The sequence below is a fragment of the Clostridium coskatii genome (assembly GCF_001675205.1).
GTDB classification, from domain to species: Bacteria; Bacillota; Clostridia; order Clostridiales; family Clostridiaceae; genus Clostridium_B; species Clostridium_B ljungdahlii.
The window spans coordinates 63,441-84,665 of record NZ_LROR01000084.1; the positions used below are offsets into that span (position 1 = coordinate 63,441).

Annotated in this window: 18 protein-coding genes, 1 tRNA gene and 1 pseudogene; 18 read left to right on the top strand and 2 right to left on the bottom strand. The window is 32.8% G+C overall.

All coding sequences use genetic code 11. The annotated features are described in order from the left end of the window. Positions 1-61: 61 nt before the first annotated feature. The 8 genes from rplU to CLCOS_RS18365 all read left to right on the top strand — a co-directional run bounded on the left by rplU (position 62) and on the right by CLCOS_RS18365 (position 5,383). Entirely contained in the window at positions 62-376 is a 315-nt protein-coding gene (gene rplU / locus CLCOS_RS18330; protein ID WP_013237406.1) for a 50S ribosomal protein L21, read from the top strand. A 2-nt stretch (positions 377-378) separates the two neighbouring features. Further along, positions 379-705: a ribosomal-processing cysteine protease Prp gene (locus CLCOS_RS18335; RefSeq protein WP_063601788.1), complete on the top strand. Its 327-nt coding sequence runs from the start codon at positions 379-381 to the stop codon at positions 703-705. Between the two features lie 4 nt (positions 706-709). Continuing rightward, on the top strand, positions 710-1,012 hold the full coding sequence (gene rpmA, locus CLCOS_RS18340; protein ID WP_013237408.1) for a 50S ribosomal protein L27: 303 nt from the start codon (positions 710-712) through the stop codon (positions 1,010-1,012). A 170-nt stretch (positions 1,013-1,182) separates the two neighbouring features. After that, the gene (obgE, locus tag CLCOS_RS18345; protein WP_013237409.1) at positions 1,183-2,457 is read left to right on the top strand and encodes a GTPase ObgE; all 1,275 of its coding nucleotides are present in this window, start codon (positions 1,183-1,185) and stop codon (positions 2,455-2,457) included. Positions 2,458-2,483: 26 nt separating this feature from the next. After that, positions 2,484-3,095, top strand: a complete 612-nt coding sequence (gene nadD, locus CLCOS_RS18350) for a nicotinate-nucleotide adenylyltransferase (RefSeq protein WP_013237410.1) — start codon at positions 2,484-2,486, stop codon at positions 3,093-3,095. Positions 3,096-3,124: 29 nt separating this feature from the next. Further along, entirely contained in the window at positions 3,125-3,700 is a 576-nt protein-coding gene (gene yqeK, locus CLCOS_RS18355; RefSeq protein WP_013237411.1) for a bis(5'-nucleosyl)-tetraphosphatase (symmetrical) YqeK, read from the top strand. Between the two features lie 78 nt (positions 3,701-3,778). Beyond that, complete coding sequence (locus CLCOS_RS18360; RefSeq protein ID WP_063601789.1) at positions 3,779-4,159, top strand: RidA family protein; 381 nt, start codon at positions 3,779-3,781, stop codon at positions 4,157-4,159. Between the two features lie 324 nt (positions 4,160-4,483). After that, on the top strand, positions 4,484-5,383 hold the full coding sequence (locus tag CLCOS_RS18365; protein ID WP_063601790.1) for an RluA family pseudouridine synthase: 900 nt from the start codon (positions 4,484-4,486) through the stop codon (positions 5,381-5,383). Between the two features lie 39 nt (positions 5,384-5,422). Here the strand turns inward: CLCOS_RS18365 and CLCOS_RS18370 are convergent, their stop codons facing one another. Continuing rightward, the gene (locus CLCOS_RS18370) at positions 5,423-6,649 is read right to left on the bottom strand and encodes a D-alanyl-D-alanine carboxypeptidase family protein (protein WP_063601791.1); all 1,227 of its coding nucleotides are present in this window, start codon (positions 6,647-6,649) and stop codon (positions 5,423-5,425) included. Between the two features lie 415 nt (positions 6,650-7,064). Here CLCOS_RS18370 and CLCOS_RS18375 point away from each other — a divergent pair, with 415 nt between their 5' ends. The 9 genes and pseudogenes from CLCOS_RS18375 to CLCOS_RS18410 all read left to right on the top strand — a co-directional run bounded on the left by CLCOS_RS18375 (position 7,065) and on the right by CLCOS_RS18410 (position 17,829). Then, complete coding sequence (locus CLCOS_RS18375) at positions 7,065-7,682, top strand: helix-hairpin-helix domain-containing protein (protein WP_063601792.1); 618 nt, start codon at positions 7,065-7,067, stop codon at positions 7,680-7,682. A 74-nt stretch (positions 7,683-7,756) separates the two neighbouring features. After that, positions 7,757-8,791, top strand: a complete 1,035-nt coding sequence (gene selD, locus CLCOS_RS18380) for a selenide, water dikinase SelD (protein WP_087877534.1) — start codon at positions 7,757-7,759, stop codon at positions 8,789-8,791. A gap of 26 nt (positions 8,792-8,817) precedes the next feature. After that, a complete protein-coding gene (gene selA / locus CLCOS_RS18385; protein WP_063601793.1) occupies positions 8,818-10,200 on the top strand; it encodes an L-seryl-tRNA(Sec) selenium transferase in 1,383 nt (460 codons plus the stop codon). A 60-nt stretch (positions 10,201-10,260) separates the two neighbouring features. Next, positions 10,261-12,168 carry a selenocysteine-specific translation elongation factor gene (selB, locus tag CLCOS_RS18390; RefSeq protein WP_063601794.1) on the top strand — a complete coding sequence of 636 codons (1,908 nt, stop codon included), beginning with the start codon at positions 10,261-10,263 and terminating at the stop codon, positions 12,166-12,168. Between the two features lie 64 nt (positions 12,169-12,232). Next, positions 12,233-12,329: transfer RNA gene (locus CLCOS_RS22145), tRNA-Sec, on the top strand. Between the two features lie 931 nt (positions 12,330-13,260). Further along, a pseudogene (locus CLCOS_RS18395) lies at positions 13,261-14,064 on the top strand (methyltetrahydrofolate cobalamin methyltransferase). Positions 14,065-14,130: 66 nt separating this feature from the next. Then, complete coding sequence (locus CLCOS_RS18400; RefSeq protein ID WP_063602640.1) at positions 14,131-14,763, top strand: corrinoid protein; 633 nt, start codon at positions 14,131-14,133, stop codon at positions 14,761-14,763. Between the two features lie 34 nt (positions 14,764-14,797). Continuing rightward, entirely contained in the window at positions 14,798-15,775 is a 978-nt protein-coding gene (locus CLCOS_RS18405; protein WP_065080057.1) for a uroporphyrinogen decarboxylase family protein, read from the top strand. A 230-nt stretch (positions 15,776-16,005) separates the two neighbouring features. Beyond that, the gene (locus tag CLCOS_RS18410; RefSeq protein ID WP_063602638.1) at positions 16,006-17,829 is read left to right on the top strand and encodes an ASKHA domain-containing protein; all 1,824 of its coding nucleotides are present in this window, start codon (positions 16,006-16,008) and stop codon (positions 17,827-17,829) included. A gap of 349 nt (positions 17,830-18,178) precedes the next feature. On the opposite strand, the gene CLCOS_RS18415 is transcribed toward CLCOS_RS18410, so the two are convergent. Next, a complete protein-coding gene (locus CLCOS_RS18415; RefSeq protein ID WP_063602639.1) occupies positions 18,179-19,744 on the bottom strand; it encodes a PucR family transcriptional regulator in 1,566 nt (521 codons plus the stop codon). 675 nt (positions 19,745-20,419) lie between these two features. On the opposite strand from CLCOS_RS18415, the gene CLCOS_RS18420 reads away from it, so the two are divergent. After that, on the top strand, positions 20,420-21,223 hold the full coding sequence (locus tag CLCOS_RS18420) for a methyltetrahydrofolate cobalamin methyltransferase (protein WP_063601795.1): 804 nt from the start codon (positions 20,420-20,422) through the stop codon (positions 21,221-21,223). Positions 21,224-21,225: the final 2 nt, after the last annotated feature.

Below are 21,225 nucleotides of genomic sequence, written 5' to 3' on the forward strand. Positions count from 1 at the left end.
ATAGAAAGAATGGATTTTCTATATACCTTTTAGGCGAGACTGGATTGAGGAGGTGTTTTAAATGTATGCAGTTGTAGCTACTGGTGGAAAACAGTATAAGGTTTCAGAAGGAGACGTTATATATGTTGAAAAATTAGATGCTGAAGTTGATTCAACAGTTGAACTTGACAAAGTTTTAGTAGTAGGTAAAGATGACGCAGGTGTAGTTATTGGAAAACCTGTAGTTGAAGGAGCTAAAGTAAGTGCTAAAGTATTAGCACAGGGAAAAGCTAAAAAAGTTATAGTCTTCAAGTATAAGGCTAAAAAGGATTACAGAAAGAAGCAGGGACATAGACAGCCTTACACTAAATTACAAATTGAAAAAATTGATGCGTAATTATGATTGAAGCGTTTTTTAAAAGAGAATCCTGTAATTTGGTTTCAGTTGTACTTAAAGGCCATGCAGAGTCAGTCAACCAGGGGTATGACATGGTGTGTAGTGCTGTTTCTGCCATATCTCAAACTACTGTAATAGGAATAACAGAAGTGTTAAAGCTTAAATTAAAGTACTCTATAAAGGATGGATTTTTAAGCTTTTCTTTAAAAGATATGAAACAGGATGACATTTTAAAATGTCAGGTACTTGTGAAAACTATGTTACTCGGTTTGAAAAGTATTGAATTTAATTTTAGTGAATATATAAATGTAAAGGTAGAGGAGGTGTAATTTTATGTTAATTATGAATCTTCAACTATTTGCCCATAAAAAAGGAGTAGGTAGTTCAAGGAATGGTAGAGATAGTGAATCTAAAAGATTAGGTACTAAATCTGCTGATGGACAGTTTGTTTTAGCTGGAAACATATTAGTTAGACAGCGAGGAACAAAAATTCATCCTGGAACTAACGTTGGAAGAGGATCTGACGATACTTTATTTGCAAAGATAGATGGTGTAGTTAGATACGAAAGAGTAGGAAAGACTAAAAAGAAGGCCAGCGTATATCCTTTAAAGTTAGAAGAATTAGCAGCTGAATAGTATTATTAAGGCACCCTAATGAGGGTGCTTTTTTAAAATTCCTTATTTTAAGAAAAAAGTTGTATACTGTGGTTAGAGTGAATTACTTACTTATCTGTGGGAATAATAGAATTTAGAATAAAGTGATTTTTTAATTTAATATAATTAACTTTTGAAAGGAAGTGAGCGACATGTTTGTAGATACAGCTAAAATATTTGTAACCTCTGGAGATGGTGGAGATGGATCCATTTCTTTTAGAAGGGAAAAGTATGTAGCCTTTGGAGGACCAGATGGTGGAGATGGCGGAAAAGGCGGAGATGTTATACTTGTAGTAGATACAGAAAGCACTACACTTTTGGATTTTGCATATAGGAAAAAGTATCGTGCAGAAAAAGGTGAAAATGGAGCAGGATCTAAGTGTTTTGGAAGAAATGGAAAGGATCTTTACATAAAGGTACCTATGGGAACAGTTGTAAAGGATGTGAAAACGAATAAAATAATGGCAGATCTTGCTCATCCTGAAGACAAATGCATAGTTGCAAAAGGTGGAAGAGGTGGAAGAGGAAATGTGAGGTTCACAACTCCTGTAAGGCAGGCACCAGATTTTGCTGAGCCAGGAATGCCAGGAGAAGAAAGATATATATCCTTGGAACTTAAGTTACTGGCAGATGTAGGACTTTTAGGATTTCCCAATGTAGGCAAATCAACTCTTTTGTCTATAGTGACTAAGGCTACACCTAAAATTGCAAATTACCATTTTACAACATTATCTCCTAATCTGGGAGTAACTAATATTTCAGGAATAAAAAGCTTTGTAATAGCAGATATACCAGGTATAATAGAAGGTGCAGCAGAAGGAGTAGGCCTTGGAATTGAATTTTTAAGACATATCCAAAGGACAAGACTTTTAATACACGTAGTAGATATATCAGGAATTGAAGGAAGAGATGCTTTCGATGACTTTACAAAAATAAATAATGAATTGAAAAAGTATGATGTAAAACTCTGGGATAAACCTCAGATAATTGCTGCAAACAAATCAGATATGCTATATGATAATGAATTATTTGAGAACTTCAGAAAAAAAGTTGGTCAATTAGGATATGACAAGGTATTTAAAATATCTGCAGCTACAGGACAGGGTGTTAAAGAACTTATGAAGGAAGCTGCTAGGATACTAAGTACTATACCTGTAGAAAATATTGAAATAAATGAAGAAGATAAATTTGTACCTGAAGAAAAGAAATTTACTTATAACATAAGAAAAGAAGAAAATACTTTTATAGTGGAAGGAAGTTTTGTTGATAGGTTACTTGGAAGCGTCAATGTAAATGATCCTGACGAATTACGATATTTTTATAAGGTACTTAAAAACAAAGGAGTTATGCAAGAATTAATGGATATGGGAATTAAAGATGGGGATGTAGTTAAGCTGAATGATTTTGAATTTGATTATGTAATGTAATAAAAAAATAAATGGAGAGAAAATAGATGGTTAAAAAAGCTATTTTTGGGGGAACATTTGATCCAATACACAATGGACATATACATATAGCTTATGAAACTTTATATAGATTGGGAGTAAATAATATTGTATTTATACCGACAGGTAATCCTCCCCATAAAGCGAACAAAGATGTAACAAGTGCTTTTTTGAGATACGAGATGGTAAAGGCAGCTGTAGGTACGGAAAGTAAATTCTCTGTAAGTAAATATGAAATAAATAAGCCTAATTTAAGCTATACGTATAATACCTTAAAACATTTTAATAAAGTCGAAAGGAAAACCAAATGGTATTTCCTAACAGGAGTAGACTGTCTAATGGACATTGAAAATTGGAACAGGGTAGAGGATATATTTAAGTTGTGTCAATTTATAGTATTTAATAGGCCAGGGTTTCCGGATTTTACTGCACAAAACATAAAAGAACAGAAAGAAAAAATAGAAAAAAAGTATTCTACTAAAATTATATATTTAGATGCTCCTCTATTTGATATTTCTTCTACAGATATACGAAAAAATATTAAAATGGGCAGAAATGTGAGTTATCTTCTTCCCGAGAGTGTTTATGACATTATTAAACAACATAATCTTTATAAATAAAATTAAATAATTTTTTGGAGTGATAAGGGATGTGGAGTGAAGAACAGATCAAAGAATATTTAAATGAGAAGCTGAAGAAAAACAGATATGAGCATAGTTTGAGTGTACAGGATACGGCAATAAAGTTAGCTGAATTTTATCATGTGGATGTTAAAAAGGCAAGTACAGCAGGGCTTGTTCATGATTGTGCTAAGCACATGTCAAATGATGAAATTTTGTCTATGGCACATGAGAATCAGATTCCTATAGATGAAGTAAGTGCATTAAATCCTCAACTTCTCCATGGAAACATTGCTGCAGTTATAGCAAAAAATGTTATGGGGATTTATGATGAGGAAATATTGAGTGCAGTAGCTTGCCATACCACAGGTAAAAAAGATATGAATCTTTTAGAAAAGATAGTGTATATTGCAGATTACATAGAGCCTTTAAGAAATTTCCCAGGAGTAGAAATACTTAGAGAAGAGGCGTTTACAAATTTAGATACTGCGCTTTTAGATGCCTTTAATAATACTATAAAAGTTGTAATTGATAGGGGACAACTCTTGCATGTAAATACAATTAGCGGCAGAAATTATTTGGTTTTTAAAAAAGCTCATAGATAAATTTTAATTGTATACAAGTAAATACGCTATAATTAGTATATTATAAATTTTAAGCTTATTTTAGGAGGTTTTTTTATAATGGAAAAAGAAATAATAAACACAAAAAAAGCGCCAGGGGCTGTAGGACCTTATTCTCAGGCTGTTAAGGTTGGAAACTTTTTATTTACATCAGGCCAAATTCCACTGGATCCATCTACAGGAGAATTAGTCTCAAGTGACATTAAAAAGGCAACAGAGAGGTCACTTGAAAACATAAAAGCTTTACTAGAAGAAGCAGGAACAAGTTTTGATAAAGTTATTAAGACTACTGTATATGTAAAAAGTATGTCAGATTTTGCAGCTGTAAATGAAGTATATGCAAGATATTTTAAAAAGGATATGCCTGCAAGATCTTGTGTAGAAGTAAAGCTTCCAAAAGATGCATTGGTTGAAGTAGAAGTAATAGCATTAGTTGATTAATTGTAGAGTTCTTAAACGAAAAATAAACTTATACTCCGAATATTTTTACAATTACAAGTACGATTAAATGTTTTGATAAGTCTAAGCAGAAAATTTACAAAAACATAAGGGCTTTTGAAAACTCGTACCTCAGACAATTCAAAAGTCCTAAATTTTTTGTGAATTTTCCACTAAGACTTATATGCAAAATATTTAAATGTACTTGCTTATTGTAAAATATTTCTACGTATAAGTTTATTTTAAGTTAGAAACTCCTAACACTTAAGAGAATCATCCATAACTATTAATTATATTTAGCAGTTTGATACAGAAAGGAAGAGTTGTATGAAGGAAAATAAGATAGTATTTACAGTAGACGAAAAAGATGAAGGCTTGAAATTGAGATATTATCTGCAAAGAGTTCAGAGACTTTCAGGCAGACTTATAAAAGGGGCGGCCTTGAGTGGAAGGATAGAGATAAACAATAAAAGGGTAAAATTAAACCATATAGTAAAGTCAGGGGAAAGTATATCTTTAAACCTTGTAAAAGAAGAATCTCAAAATGTAGAGCCTGAGAAGATGGATATAGAAGTAGCATACGAAGATGATGATCTGATAGTTGTAAATAAAAGACCAGGTATAGTGGTGCATCCTACAAGAAGTTATCCCTCAGGTACTTTGGCTAACGGACTTATGTATTATTTTAAGGAAAAAGGAGAAGACTGTATAGTCAGATTAGTAAGCAGATTGGATATGGATACTTCAGGTCTTATAATAGTTGGAAAAAATCAATTTGCTCATATGGCTCTGGCAAGAGATATGAAGAGTGAAGAATTTGAAAAAAGTTACATTGCTGTTATCCATGGCAAGATGAAAGAAAATGAAGGAACTATAGATTTACCAATATATAGGCAAGAAGGAGAAGATATAAGAAGAATTATAGATGAAAGAGGACAGAAAAGTATTACTCACTATAAGGTAATAAAGGATTTTAAGAATGATCAGTTATTAAAGCTTATGTTAGAAACGGGAAGAACCCACCAAATAAGAGTACATTTAAGTTATTTAGGTCATCCTCTTTATGGAGATACATTGTATGGAAAAGAGGATGACAGTATGTATATAAATAGGCAGGCACTTCATGCGTATAGGCTTAAGTTTCCACACCCTAGGGGAAATAAGATATTGGAGCTAGAAACTGCTATTCCAGAAGATATTCTAAAATTAATAGAAAAAATAAGCTGAAACCCTATGTATTTTAAGTTTCAGCTTATTTTAATATGATTATTTGTTAGAGAATACACGTTTTTTCAACACAAATACAACAGCTAAAATTATAATGATAATTGGTACAGCGAGTAAATACTTATTTTTCATGATAATTTTTTGCATATTATTAGAATTTAATACTTGTTTTTCACCATGAGCTATACTGCTTGCAAGCTTTAATTTCCCTATTTCTTTTCCTTCAAAGGATATAGAAGCTTCGTCAACTATATCTCCCTTTTTAAAGAATCTAAACATTAAGTTTTTATCCTTTAGGGTTACCTGGGGTACATTTGTATCATCCTTAGGCTTAATATAGTAAAAATCATAAGCAGCAATTAGTGGAATAGAAAGTCCATCTTTATTATAAGTTGTGACTAAAGCTCCTTTTTGGTACAATTTAGTAAAGGTAAAATTGTTAAATCCAAAATTAAATAGGGATACTGCGTCAGGAAAAAAAGTTTTATTTTTATCATGAATTAGTGCAACTATAAGCTGTTGTCCATTTCTTGTAGCTGTAGATACGTAGGAGTGAAATGATTGTACAGTATATCCTGTTTTACCTCCTAGGCATCCACTGTAATAATAGGTGGATTGTTTTTGTATCAATTTATTTTCATTCCATACTTCTCTTGGCTGTGGGGATTTGTTGGTAGCTGGGATAGTGTAAGATATAGTAGTAGCTATCTTAGAATATTCAGGATGCTTAGATAATGCTCTCATCATTAGAGCTAAATCCCTTGCTGAGGTTTTATGGTTTTCATCAAATAATCCAGTAGGATTTACAAAATTGGTATTTTTGGCGCCAAGTTCCTTAGCCCGTTTATTCATCTTAACTACAAACTTATCCATAGTACCACCTATATGCTCTGCTAGTGCTTCTGCACAATCGTTGTCTGAAGCTAGCAGTAAACCATATAACAAATCCTTTACAGTTAATTGCTCGCCTTCACAGAGTCCAACTCTAGTTCCATATACATTTGGTGGATTTTTACCGATTATAACTTTATCATTTAAATTTGTATTTTCAAGTGTTAAAAGTGCAGTCATTATTTTGGTAGTGGATGCTGGTGGATACGCAGTGTCTGGGTTTTTAGAATACAAAAGCTGGCCAGTAGCTGCATCCAAGATTACAGCGCCATCAGCTGAAACAGGAGGAGGCATTTCTTTAGCATGAACTACTCCATAGGGATTATTAGAACAAATAAGCAAAAACAGTAGTGCAAATGTGACTATTCTTTTCATTTTTTCCTCCTTTAGGACAATTCCTAAATATTATATCAAAAAAATAATATATATGCGACATAATTTTTTTAAATTGTCAATAATTTAAATTATAAACATAAATATATTTCATTGCAAATTACAATTATATAAGGCATTTGAAATAAAATAACAAGTCAAAGATGCGACGGATATTTTTTATCCGATGACTAACCCGCTCTAATACTCACACTTTTCCAAGTGTGAGTAAAGAGCGGCTATGTCCCTGGATAACAATTTCTAAGCATCAGGTGCCAAGAACTTTGTTTATCAGACAAGGAGGCAGGTTCCGCAGATAGTGAATCCTATCTAAGGGTTCTACCGACGCAGTATGATAAAAAATATCCTAGTATACTGACTAGTTATTTCTTTGAAAATGCCTAAAAGGAGAATAGTAATGAGAGATAAGAAAAAAATTATAGGTTCAATTGTTATTTTGATTATATTTGCCTTATTCTTAATTATAGGATATGTGAATTCAAGGCCATCCAGTAATACTGCAGTGAAGAGTGAAGAAGTATTTAAAGATCAGGATAATACTGGAGAAGCTTCTAAAAGTAAATCAGATAAGGGCATAACCGTATATGTAAATGGAGAAGTTAAAAATCCTGGAGTTTATAAATTGAAAAATGATAGTAGAATACAGGATATCGTAAAGGAAGCAGGTGGATTTACAGCTGCAGCGGATACAAGTAAACTAAATTTAGCTAAGAAGTTAAAGGATGAAGATTATATATATGTAGACAAAAAAGGAGATAATGGATCAAATAAGGTTGAATCCGGAGGAAAAGGAGGCAGTAGTGGAGGAGTAGAACAAGACGGAAGGGTAAATATAAACAAGGCTTCCAAAGAGGAATTAAAAACAATATCTGGAGTTGGAGATGTTACTGCCCAAAAGATAATAGACTATAGAGAAAAAAATGGTAAATTTTCTTCTATTGAGGATTTAAAAAAAGTGGGAAGAATAGGTGATAAAACCATTGAAAAGATAAAGGATAAGATAGATGTAAGGTAAATGTAGACAGATGAAGTTTGTTATAAAATGGTGTACAATATTGTAGAGAATGAATTTCTATTGGAGGTGTTATTTTGAAGTATAAAAGACTAACAGAACTTACTCGAACTTCTGGGTGAGCAGCTAAAATAGGACCGGAGGCCCTTTCTAAAATACTGGGTAAGTTACCTCGAATGGAAAACGAAAATTTAATGGTTGGTATAGAAACTTCGGATGATGCTGCGGTTTATAAATTAGATGATGATACAGCAGTAATACAAACACTTGATTTTTTTACACCAATAGTGGATGATCCTTATACTTTTGGTCAAATAGCTGCAGCAAATTCTCTAAGTGATATATATGCCATGGGAGGAAAGCCTAAAGTAGCACTTAATATAGTTTGTTTTCCTTCCTGTCTTCCTGAAGAGGTGCTAGGAGAAATACTAAAAGGTGGTGCTGATAAAGTTATTGAAGCAGGTGCAGTAGTAGTGGGAGGCCACACTGTAGAGGACAATGAGCCTAAATATGGGTTGTCAGTTATGGGACTCGTACATCCTAATAACATACTTAAAAATTGTGGATCTGAAGTAGGGGATGTAATTATACTTACTAAGCCGTTAGGTATAGGAATAATTAATACTGCCATAAAAGGAGAAATGGCATCTAAAGAAGCGTATGATAAGGCAGTTAAAGTTATGTCTACTTTAAATAAGTATGCAGGAGAAATAGTAAGTAAATACTCTGTAAGCGCTTGTACAGATGTGACTGGTTTTGGAATTATGGGACACGCATATGAAATGGCTTCTGCCTCTGGTGTTACATTAAAGCTTTATGCAAGTAGAATACCTTATATACAAGAGGCAAGAGAATATGCCGAAATGGGATTGGTACCGGCAGGTGCATATAGAAATAAAGACTATTTGAAAGGTAAATATTCAATAGAAAATGTACCTGAGTGGATGGAAGATATTTTATTTGATCCACAGACATCTGGTGGGCTTCTTATAACTTGCAGCAGGTCAGAAGGTATTAAAATTATGGAGGAACTTTCAAGGCTTGAAGTAAAATCTTCTGTAATAGGTGAAGTCATACCTATTCAGGTGAAGAAATATATAGAAGTAGAATAATGGTTTAAAGGGGTGAAAATCAAGTTGTGGATAAAAAACAATTATTAAGAAAACTTCCTAAGATGGATGAACTCTTGAACGAAGAAATTGTAAAATTAGAGACTGGCACTACAATGAAAGAAATTGTAATGGAATCTTTGAGACAAGCTGTAGACAATTATAGAAATCTTATTTTAAAAGGTAAAATTGAAAACTTTACAAAAGAAGGTATATTGAAAAGCTTTAGAATAATAATTGAACAAAAAAAACAGCCCAACTTGAAAAATGTAATAAATGCTACAGGAGTTATCATACATACTAATCTAGGAAGATCCATTTTAAGTGATGGTGCTTTAAAAAATGTAATTGACGCAGCTCATAATTATAGTAATTTGGAATACGATCTGGAAAAGGGCACAAGAGGATCTAGGTATAGCCACGTAGAAGAGCTGATTAAAAGGATTACAGGAGCAGAGGCTTCTTTAGTTGTAAATAACAATGCAGCTGCAGTAGTCTTGGTTTTAAATACTCTTTGCAGTGGAAAGGAAGCCATAGTGTCCAGGGGGCAACTGGTGGAAATAGGGGGCTCTTTTAGAATACCTGAAGTTATGGAATTCAGTGGAGTTAACCTTGTGGAAGTAGGAACAACTAATAAAACCCATCTCAAAGATTATGAGAATGCCCTTAGTGAAAATACGGGAGCATTTTTAAAAGTTCACACATCTAATTTCAAAATAATTGGTTTTTCAGAAGAGGTGTCTTTAGAAGAACTGGTGAAACTGTCAGTAAAAAGCAGGATACCAGTAGTAGAGGATATAGGAAGCGGAACACTTGTAGACTTTTCTAAATATGGATTTGAGTATGAGCCTACAGTACAGGAAAGTATAGATAAAGGTGTTGACGTAGTTACTTTTAGTGGAGATAAAATGCTGGGAGGGCCTCAGGCGGGCATAATTGTAGGAAAGAAAAAATATATAGACAAGATGAAAGAAAATCAGCTTACAAGGGCTCTTAGAATAGATAAAATGACTCTTGCAGCTCTTGAAGGCACATTAAAATATTATCTAGATGAAAGTGAAGCAATAAAAAATATACCAACACTGCATATGATACTTGCAAGTGAAGATGAGCAAAAGCGCAGGGCTTTTATTTTGAAGGAGAAGCTTGAAAATAAGAATTTGAATTTTAAATTTACTGTAGAAAAAGATTATTCCATGGTAGGAGGGGGATCTATGCCGGGACAAAAAATACCTACATATGTAATTAAAGCTGAAAGCAGTAGTGTATCACCAGAGCAGGTAGATAAAAAGTTTAGAAAAAGAGGAGTACCTATAATTGTACGGTTAGCGCATAATCAAGTTATAATGGATTTAAGGACTATATTAGATAGAGATTTTGACGTTTTGGTAGATGCTTTTACAGAGTTGTAGTTTAAGGTGTTTTCTTTCAAATGCCTAACTTGATACATTTCAGTTTGGAGGTAATTTTGCATGAAGCATGTTGTAATAGGAACAGCGGGACATATAGATCATGGCAAAACTGCACTTATAAGAGCTTTGACGGGAAGGGAAACTGATACTTTAAAAGAAGAGAAAGAAAGAGGAATATCTATAAACCTTGGATTTACTTTCTTTGATTTGCCATCAGGGAAAAAAGCCGGAATTATAGATGTACCTGGTCATGAAAAATTTATAAAAAATATGTTAGCTGGGGTTAGTGGCATAGATTTGGTACTTATGGTGATTGCAGCAGATGAGGGAGTTATGCCGCAGACTAGAGAGCACTTTGAAATACTTCAACTTTTAAATGTAAGTAAGGGTATTATTGTGGTTACTAAAATAGATCTAGTAGATGAAGAGTGGCTGGATATGGTAATAGAGGATATAAAGAAAGAGTTTAAAGAAACTTTTTTAGAGAATGCTCCCATATGCAAAGTTTCTTCTAAAACTAAAATTGGTTTAAATTCTCTGGCAAAAGAAATAGATAGACTTACAGAAGATGTTTCCTGTAAAGATGTAAGAGGACATTTTAGGCTTCCAGTAGACAGAGTTTTTTCTATAAGTGGATTTGGCACAGTTGTAACGGGTACTGTAATTAGTGGAAGTATTAGAGAAGGTGAACAAGTACAAATATATCCTTCCAAAGTATTATCTAAAGTGAGAGGCATACAAATAAATGATAAGCAGGTAAAAAAAGCTGAAGCAGGTGAAAGATGCGGAATAAATTTAGCCAATGTAAAAACTAGCAGTATAGATAGAGGAGATGTCATATCACTAGAAAATTTAATGGAACCATCTCTCATGATAGATTGTAAATTATATTATTTAAAGAGTGCACCAAAACCTTTGAAGAATAGACAAAGGGTAAGGATTTACCATGGTACTAGTGAAATCATATGTAGGGTAGTGATACTTGATAAGAAGGAAGTAAATCCAGGAGAAGATTCTTACGTTCAATTTAGATTGGAAAAGCAGCTTACTTCCCAGAGAAAAGATAGATTTGTAATAAGAAGCTATTCTCCTATGAGTACAATAGGTGGAGGAACTATAATAGAACCTTCTGCTAAGAAAGCTAAAAGATTTAATGAGGAATATATAGAAGAGTTAAGAATAAAAGAAAAAGGGAATACACAAAATATACTAGAGGGTGTCGTTAAAAATTTAAGTGAAAATTATCCTAAAGAAGAGGATATATTAAAAGCTTTGGGTAAAAACGAAGTCAGCATAAAGGATCAGTTAAAAAGGCTAGTAGATAGTGGAACAATAGTAATATTAAATGGAGGAGAAAAAACTGTATATCTTCATAAGGATTTTTTGAATGAAAAAATTAATATATTAGAGGATATATTAGAAAAGTTTCATAAAGATAATCCTTTAAAAATAGGAATATCAAAAGAGGAAATTAAAAATAAAGTATTTGGAAAAAAAATTAAGCAAAAAATATATGATTGTATAATGGAGCTTTTGGAAAATGAAAATGTTATAAAGATTTACAAAAATTTTGTATCACTAATAGATTTTCAACCTAAATACAATGATATGCAAAATGATATTAGAAAAAGTATACTGAGTGAGTTTAAAAAGCAAAAATTTATTCCACCAAAGTATTCAGATTTAGAGGGTATGTGCAAGGATAAAAAATCATTTAAAATGGTATTTGAATCTTTAGTTGATAGTGAAGACATAGTTAAAGTTTCTGAGAATTTCTGGCTCCTCTCTGAGTATTATGAAAAAGCTAAAGATATTGTAATAAATTTTATAAAGGAGCATGCAAGTATATCAATTGCTGAGTTTAGAGATGAGCTGCAAACTAGCAGAAAGTATGCTTTGGCACTTATGGAGCATTTTGATATTATAAAGTTTACCAAGAGAATAGATGATAAAAGAATCCTTTATTAATCACGTATGAATTCGTTGACATTGGGTTTGGGTTTACTTATAATAGTACTTGGTGATTTGAAATGGGAGTAGATAGGTGCTGGTGTGCCTGCCAGTCTTCAAAACTGTGTTGTCGTGCTAATACCACGATGGGTGAGTTCGATTCTCACATATTCCCGCCAATTGATATTATAAGTTTTAGATATCAAGAGTTGAGATGGATTACATAAGATAGATTATATATTTAAAAGGACTTCTATAATAGTTATGTTATAGAAGTCCCTTTTGCTTTGCCTAAAAAGAGAGAAGAGTAGTTATATCAATGGCAAAGAGAAAAAAAAGTAATATTTAGTAATATATCCATTCAATTTCATGATCACCTCTAATGTATACATTTTGTATAAATTATTCTTAAAAAAATGTACATTATGCAAATAGAATTACAAATTTCCATTTGTTATAATATAATCATATAAAATAGTTGATAAATTATGACGATTTTTGCTAGTTCTTCTGTTATTTATACGATGATAAAAAATGTATGAACTTAGTCATGAAAATTAGAGGTTATGACATATCCTTTTAATTGACGTAACAGATATATATTTATTAGAGTCAATTAAATGTTGTGAACAGCTGAGGAGGTTATATTTCCCTAATGTAAATGTTTAATGGGACTTTTGGGTGTAGGATGATAAACATATCATATCCCCAAATATTGTGAAAGCAATCAATCTGCTTTTCTGACTCTCGCTGCTTTATTTTTATCAACTATGTATATAATGGGTGATATGGTTGTGATATCTATTGTAAGTAACTTATATTAGGTATTAAAAATGATAATTTAGTCAATGCTATTATCATCAGATTGATCCATAATAGGTGTAATTTTTGTTTTGTTGGTTAGACAGAATAAACAAAAAGATGTTACTGATTGTCAGCTTTGTCTTGTTGACGTTTACTTCTGTCGTTGACAGTGTAATTGTCAACGATTACTAGTGGAAAAAGTTTGGATGAAAAGCATAAGGTGCAAATCAAAGAAGTTTAAAGTGTTGTAGTATTAATTGATGTAATTGTAACTTAAAGTAAATGTTTAAAGAAGGGGTGTATATTATGATAATAATTGGTGAAAAAATTAATGGAGCGATTCCTTCCACGGGTAAAGCCATTGCAGCAAAAGATGCAGAATTCATAAGAAATCTTGCAATAAAGCAAACAGAAGCAGGTGCAGATTTTATTGATGTTTGTGCTTCAGTGGATGATGATATCGAATTGGAAACAATGAAATGGCTTATAGACATAGTACAGGATGCAACCGATGTGCCTATTGCAGTGGATAGTCCTAACCCCCACACATGTGTAGAAGCCATGAAATACTGTAAGAAGCCAGGCCTTTTCAATTCCGTGTCAATGGAAGGGGACAAGATTGACGTGGCATTCCCTGCAATAGCTGATACAAAATGGCAGTGTGTTGCTCTCTTGAACAGCGACAAAGGAATCCCAAAGACTGCTAAAGACCGTTTGGATGTATTTGCAGAGTTAATGGCAAAAGTAAAAGAATACAACATTGATCCGTCCAGAATGCATATTGATCCCTTGATTGAAATGCTGTGTACATAAGAAGAAGGGATTACCATGGTAACCGAAGTTATGAAGAAGATCAAAGAATTGTATCCTACGATTCATGTTGTTGGAGCTGTTAGTAATATCTCCTTTAATATTCCAGCCAGGAAAATTGTCAATCAGGCATTTGCAGTATTGGCTATGAATGCAGGAATGGACAGCTTTATTCTTGATCCATTAAATCAGGATTTAATAGGAATGTTGTTTGCAACAGAAGCACTATTAGGTGAAGACGAGTACTGCATGGAATATATTAGAGCATACAGAGAAGGAATATTTGGTAAAAAGAAATAATTACATAAATAATAAGGATAATGATGAGGATAAATAATTATATAAACAATAAGGAGGAAAAAAATAATGTCTAAAATTGAAGAAGTAAAAGTTAATTTAGAGGCAGGTAAAACTAAACTTATTAAAGGATTGGTGCAGGAAGCACTAGATGAGGGAAGCAAAGCAGAAGATATACTTCAAGCTATGATTGACTCAATGGGTGTTGTAGGAGATAAATTCTCCACAGGAGAAATATTTGTACCTGAAATGTTAATAGCAGCAAAAGCAATGTCAAGAGGTGTAGAAGTGCTTAAACCTCATCTTGCAAGTGGGGCTTCAACTTCATTAGGCACATGTATTATTGGAACAGTTGCAGGTGATTTACATGATATTGGTAAAAATCTAGTTTCAATGATGATGGAAAGCACTGGATTTAAAATGGTAGACCTTGGAGTAGATGTACCTGCTGATAAATTTGTTGAAGCAGTTAAGGCAAATGAAAATGTAAAAATAGTAGCATGTTCAGCACTTCTTACTACAACAATGGCAGCTTTGAAGAAAACAGTTGAGACTTTAAAAGAAAGTGGATTAAAAGGATTCAAGATAATGGTTGGTGGTGCTCCTGTAACAGCTGAATTTGCGGCTTCAATAGGAGCAGATGCATATACACCTGATGCAGGTAGTGCTGCAGTTAAAGCTAAAGAATTAGCAACGGCATAAATATATCATAAATAATATAAGGAGGTATTGTTGTATGTTAACTAAAAGACAGAATTTACTCGAAACTATTAAAGGTGGAAATCCGGATCGTTTTGTTAATCAATATGAATTTTTGAATATGATCATGGAAATGCCTTTGGGAGTTGAGTTCAATTACGGTAGTACTTGGAAAGATAATTGGGGAATAACATGGCAGTGGCCAGAAGGTCAGCTTGGTTCTTTCCCTGTTCATGATGACGAACCCAGAGTTTTAAAAGATGTTACTCAATGGAAGAAATGCGTTAAAATTCCTACACTTCCGACTTCCAATGAAGCTTGGGCTCCAGCTATTGCTCATGCCAATTCTGTCGACCGTAACGAGGAATTTGTGGCACCTTTCTATGCTCCAGGTATCTTTGAAATGACACATCATCTTATGGGTATGGAAGATGCATTAATGGGTTTATATGAAGAGCCTGAAGCTATGCATGAGTTAATTGATGCCCTTACACAGTATGAGATGGATTTTGCAAAAGTGATAGTTGAAAAACTTCATCCGGATTGTATTTTTCATCATGATGACTGGGGAAGCCAAAAAAATTCTTTTGTAGCGCCTAAAATGTTTGAAGAGTTCTTTCTTCCGTCTTATAAAAAGATCTATGGTTACTATAAAGCCAATGGTGTTGAATTGATTGTTCACCACAGTGATTCTTATGCCGCTAACCTAGTTCCATATATGATCGAAATGGGCGTCGATATCTGGCAAGGCGTTATGAACACTAATAACATTCCTGAACTGATCAAGCAATATGGTGGAAAAATATCCTTTATGGGAGGACTCCACAGCGGTTTGATTGATTTTCCGGATTGGACACTTGAAAATTGTATCAAACATGTAGAAGAAGCTTGCAAAGCTAACGGAAAGAAATACTTTATTCCATGTTTGACTGCGGGTTTACCTCAGGGGTATTTCCCAAATGTATATGAGACAGTAACTAAGGCAATAGATGAAATGAGTAAAAAAATGTTTTAAGCTACATAACTGAAACAAAACATTTTTGTTGTAAATAAAAAACATTTTGGATTAATGTTAAAAATAAATTAATCCAAAATGTTTTTTATGCAAAAAAGAAGTTAATTATCTTATATCGCCATTTTCTATTAATGACATTTCAATTACTCCATAGGTTCTGCACATTACATAAGTCAGTTCAAGTAGAATATAATTATATTTAAAGAAAAATACTTCATAGGAGGAATTACATGAATATTTTGAATAAAAAAATTGAACTTATTATTAATTCAGAAAAGGGTAAAGATATTATAAGGGTTAAATCAGGGGAAAATTTATTTAATGTATTAATGGATAAGGGAATATTTATAGATAGTCCCTGCAATGGAAAAGGAATTTGTGGAAAATGTAAAGTTAAAGTAATAAAAGGATTAAAGGAACCTACTCCACTTGATATAAAACAGTTAACTAAAGAAGAGTTAGAGAGTGGATTTAGGTTATCCTGTAATTTTACTATAAATGAAGATGTAGAAATAGTACTTTTAGAAAAGAATAAAGATATGAAAGTATTAATAAATGGGACAGAACAGCAATATACGCTAGATACTGTAGTTAAGAAAAAATATTTAGTAATTGAGAAACCATCCATTAATGATCAACGAGATGATTATAGAAGGTTAAGTGATGCTTGTGAAAGTGATGATTTACTTATTGGTTTACAATATTTACCTCAAATAAGTAATTTGTTAAGAGAGGCTGATTTTAATGTTACTGCATCACTTTATAAGAATCGTCTTTTACACTTAGAAAAGGGTAACTGTTTGCAGCAAAACTATGGATTGGCTGTAGATGTAGGCACAACTACTATAGTAATCTATTTATTAAATCTAAATGATGGGAAAGTAATAGATATAGATTCAAGAGTTAATAACCAGAGGAGTTATGGGGCTGATGTGGTTTCAAGAATAAATTTTACTATTGAGAATCCAAAAGGATTAGGTATATTGAAGGATAATATTGTAAGTCAGCTTAATGATATGATAGAACTGTTATGTAAAAAAAATAACATAAGTGAAGATAACATATATGATATAGTTATTGTTGGAAATACTATTATGATTCACCTATTACTTGGACTTCCATGTGAAAATATAACTAAATCCCCATATATCCCGGTGGTTACAAAGGCACTGGAGCTTGAAACTAAGGAGATTGGAATTAAGACTAAAGGAATGGTAAGCTTACTTCCTGGTATATCAGCTTTTGTAGGAAGTGATATAACTGCGGGTATATTATCCTGTGGTATGTTAAATTCAGAAAAATACTCATTATTATTAGATCTTGGAACTAATGGAGAAATTGCGCTGGGCAATAAAAATGAAGTAGTAACTTGCTCTACGGCTGCTGGACCAGCTTTTGAAGGTACAAATATTAAGTATGGAATTGGTGCCGTAAAAGGAGCTATAAGCAAGATTGATTTATCAAAGGATAAAATATATGAAACAATAGGAGATGAAAAACCCTGCGGAATATGCGGATCAGGAGTGTTGGATGCTGTCGCACAATTTGTGAAGTTTGGAATATTAGATGAAGCAGGTAGAATGGCAGGAGCGGACGAAGTGGAAAACAAGGATTATCAGAATAGGATCGTTGAGATAGATAATATGAGACAGTTTATTCTAGCACAAAATAGTATACATGAGGAAAGTATTACCTTTACACAAAAGGATGTACGAGAAGTTCAATTAGCAAAGGCTGCTGTATGTGCTGGTATCAAAATACTTTTAAAAGAAAAGAACATAAACTTTAATGAAATAGAAAAAGTATATATTGGCGGTGGATTTGGTAATTATATGGATATAGAAAGCTCTGTTGATATAGGTATGATACCAAAAGAACTCAAGGGTAAGATTGAATCTGTGGGCAATTGTGCAGGTGGTGGAGCTAAAACATATTTGCTATCAAAACAAATAAGAGAGAATGCAGCAGATATTATTAATAAAACAACATATATAGAGTTATCAAAAAGAGATGATTTTCAGGAATATTTTATAGATTCTATGATACTGGATTAAGGTATTTGAAAGAAAATAGGCTAGCATACTGACTAGTTATTTCTTTGAAAATGCCTAATATCTTCAGCGATAGAAATTGACATAAATTTTTAAAAATAAATAAGCAAATGGTGCATAAACTAGGTTATTTCCCAATTTTACTTTTAGGAAGAAGTAAAAGATTTAGTACATGAGAGACTTAGAAATCCAAAAAAAGAGACATTTATAAATAATTATATTTTATTTATAAATGTCTCTTTTAGTACCATAAAAGTGTAATTGTTAGACACATCATTAGTGATTTAACACGTGCACTTATTTTTTTTATATAATAAATTGTTATGCTGTTTTATAGAAATAAGGATTTATATCAAATTTTAAAAGGATGTTCTTTGGCATTCAAAATTAATTTCCTTTCTTCCATTATTTCAAATACTATTAGTAAATGAAGCTTGACTTTAGGATCATCTAAATCTAATTTGGATATTTCAAGAATCCGCTTCAATTGATATAAAAATGTTGCCCTCTGCACATAAAGATGCCGGATAGTTTTTGCAACACTCAGGTTATTTTGCAAATATATTTTCAAAGTTTTGGTATATTCCCGCCTGTGTTTTTTATCATAGTCCATTAACCTAAGTAAGCCCTTGGGGCAGAGAGCTTCTATCTTTGATTCAGCCGCTGCCCGGAGAATTAATCGCTTTAGAGCGTATTGCTCATAACGGTAGCACCAAATTGTTTCATCATAAATGCTTCCAATACGGATTGCATCACATGCTTGAAGATAGTATTCATTGAGATTTTTAAAATTGTGGAATTCTTCGCTTATACCAGCTTTCAAAAGTCCGTCTCTTAAAATATAAACCAATACGGATAGAAGTTCATCTCTTGTCTTAGTCGCTGCATTTAAATTCACAATCGCCAAAATATAGTCTTTCTGCTCTAAAGCTACACTTCCTGGAATATTTGCCTCAAGTATGGAGCCAATAGTTGAAACCGTATGAATCACTTGGTCATATCTACTGACTTCGATTGCAATGCAGAAATAGCAATCCGTTATATTCCAGTTCTTATACTGTAAAATTTTCTGCAGTTTTGAGTCATCCACACTTTGTTTATCTAAAATCTGGTTGATGATTGTTTCAAAGCCCTTAGGATGATCGTTCATCGGGAAATCTTGCTTGACCATGGAAACTTCTAATATGCTGCTTAAAAATTTCAGTAACGGGGAGTCACTCACCTTGAATGGCCTCTCTGTTTCACTGACTACTATGCGCGCTACGTAAATGTCGCAAATGCGAATGTTGTAAAACAGAATTCGATATCCCCACATTTCTGCAGAAAATAATGTTGGTTCCGTAGCATCTATTGTGCTGATAAATTCCGGATTAAACTTTAGTTCATCAATTTCTTCGGGACTTAAATATTTATTGGTGTCTTCCTCTGAATACAGCATCAGATTTCTCGCTTTTTTTCTCTCACAGAAAAAAATGTTTCGAAGTCCCGGCGTATATATTGCAATCGGGTTGTTTATGAACGGAAGTGCAGATTCACCTAGTTCCCTTAGTGGAGCATTATTGGCTAACGATTCTAGCAGATTTTTCTCCCAATTTGAAAACAGGTTGAACGTATCTTGCAGCTTTTCCATTATTTCTAGTGGATTAAGTTCTGAGGTTACAAAAATAATATCCATGTTTTTGTTAAATTCTATACTTTTATCATATCCAAAACAAATATATGCCCCATCCTGCTCAGAATTTCGAAGTGAGATTAACTCATCTAATTTAATCAAAGTCAAATCGGAAGACTGCCGTGTCTTATCTTGACAGTAAACCGTCACACGTTCCAGGTTGCAATCAATAGGATTGGAATTCAAAAAACTTGTTATTATAGGAAATGATATGTAGTCTTTGATAATATATGCATTTAATTTCATGAGCACCTCTAATTCATACATTTTGTATAAATTATTTTTTAAAAAATGTATATTCTGCAAATAGAATTACAAATTTCCATTTGTTATAATATAATTATATCAAATGGTTGATAAATTACAACGCTTTCTGCTGGTTCTTCTGTTACTTATATGATAATAAAAAATGTATAAATTAAGTCAGGAGAATGGCAAATTATGGCATATCTTTTCAATTAACACAACACATACATATCATGATTAGGGTTAACTAAATGCTGTGAACAGCTGAAAAAGGTTATATTTTCCTAATGTAAATGTTTAATGGGACTTTTTGGTGTAGGATGATAAACATATAATATCCAAAAATGTTGTAAAATTACCCGATCTAATTTTATGACTCTCGCTGCTTTATTTTTATCAACTATGTATATAATGGGTGATATGGTTGTGATATCTATTGTAAGTAATTTATATTAGGTATTAAAAATGATAATTTAGTCAATGCTATTGCAATTGTCAACGATTACTATATGTTGGTATGCCGTTTGATTGTTATTGGCGTCGTATTGGATTTATTAAAAGTGGAAAAAGCTTAGATGAAAAGCATAAGGTACAAATCAAAGAAATTTAAAGTGTTGTAGTATTAATTGATGTAATTGTAACTTAAAGTAAATGTTTAAAGAAGGGGTGTATATTATGATAATAATTGGTGAAAAAATTAATGGAGCGATTCCTTCCACGGGTAAAGCCATTGCAGCAAAAGATGCAGAATTCATAAGAAATCTTGCAATAAAGCAAACAGAAGCAGGTGCAGATTTTATTGATGTTTGTGCTTCAGTGGATGATGATATCGAATTGGAAACAATGAAATGGCTTATAGACATAGTACAGGATGCAACCGATGTGCCTATTGCAGTGGATAGTCCTAACCCCCACACATGTGTAGAAGCCATGAAATACTGTAAGAAGCCAGGCCTTTTCAATTCCGTGTCAATGGAAGGGGACAAGATTGACGTGGCATTCCCTGCAATAGCGGATACAAAATGGCAGTGTGTTGCTCTCTTGAACAGCGACAAAGGAATCCCAAAGACTGCTAAAGACCGTTTGGATGTATTTGCAGAGTTAATGGCAAAAGTAAAAGAATACAACATTGATCCGTCCAGAATGCATATTGATCCCTTGATTGAAATGCTGTGTACATCAGAAGAAGGGATTACCATGGTAACCGAAGTTATGAAGAAAATCAAAGAATTGTATCCTACGATTCATGTTGTTGGAGCTGTTAGTAATATCTCCTTTAATATTCCAGCCAGGAAAATTGTCAATCAGGCATTTGCAGTATTGGCTATGAATGCAGGAATGGACAGCTTTATTCTTGATCCATTAAATCAGGATTTAATAGGAATGTTGTTTGCAACAGAAGCACTATTAGGTGAAGACGAGTACTGCATGGAATATATTAGAGCATACAGAGAAGGAATATTTGGTAAAAAGAAATAATT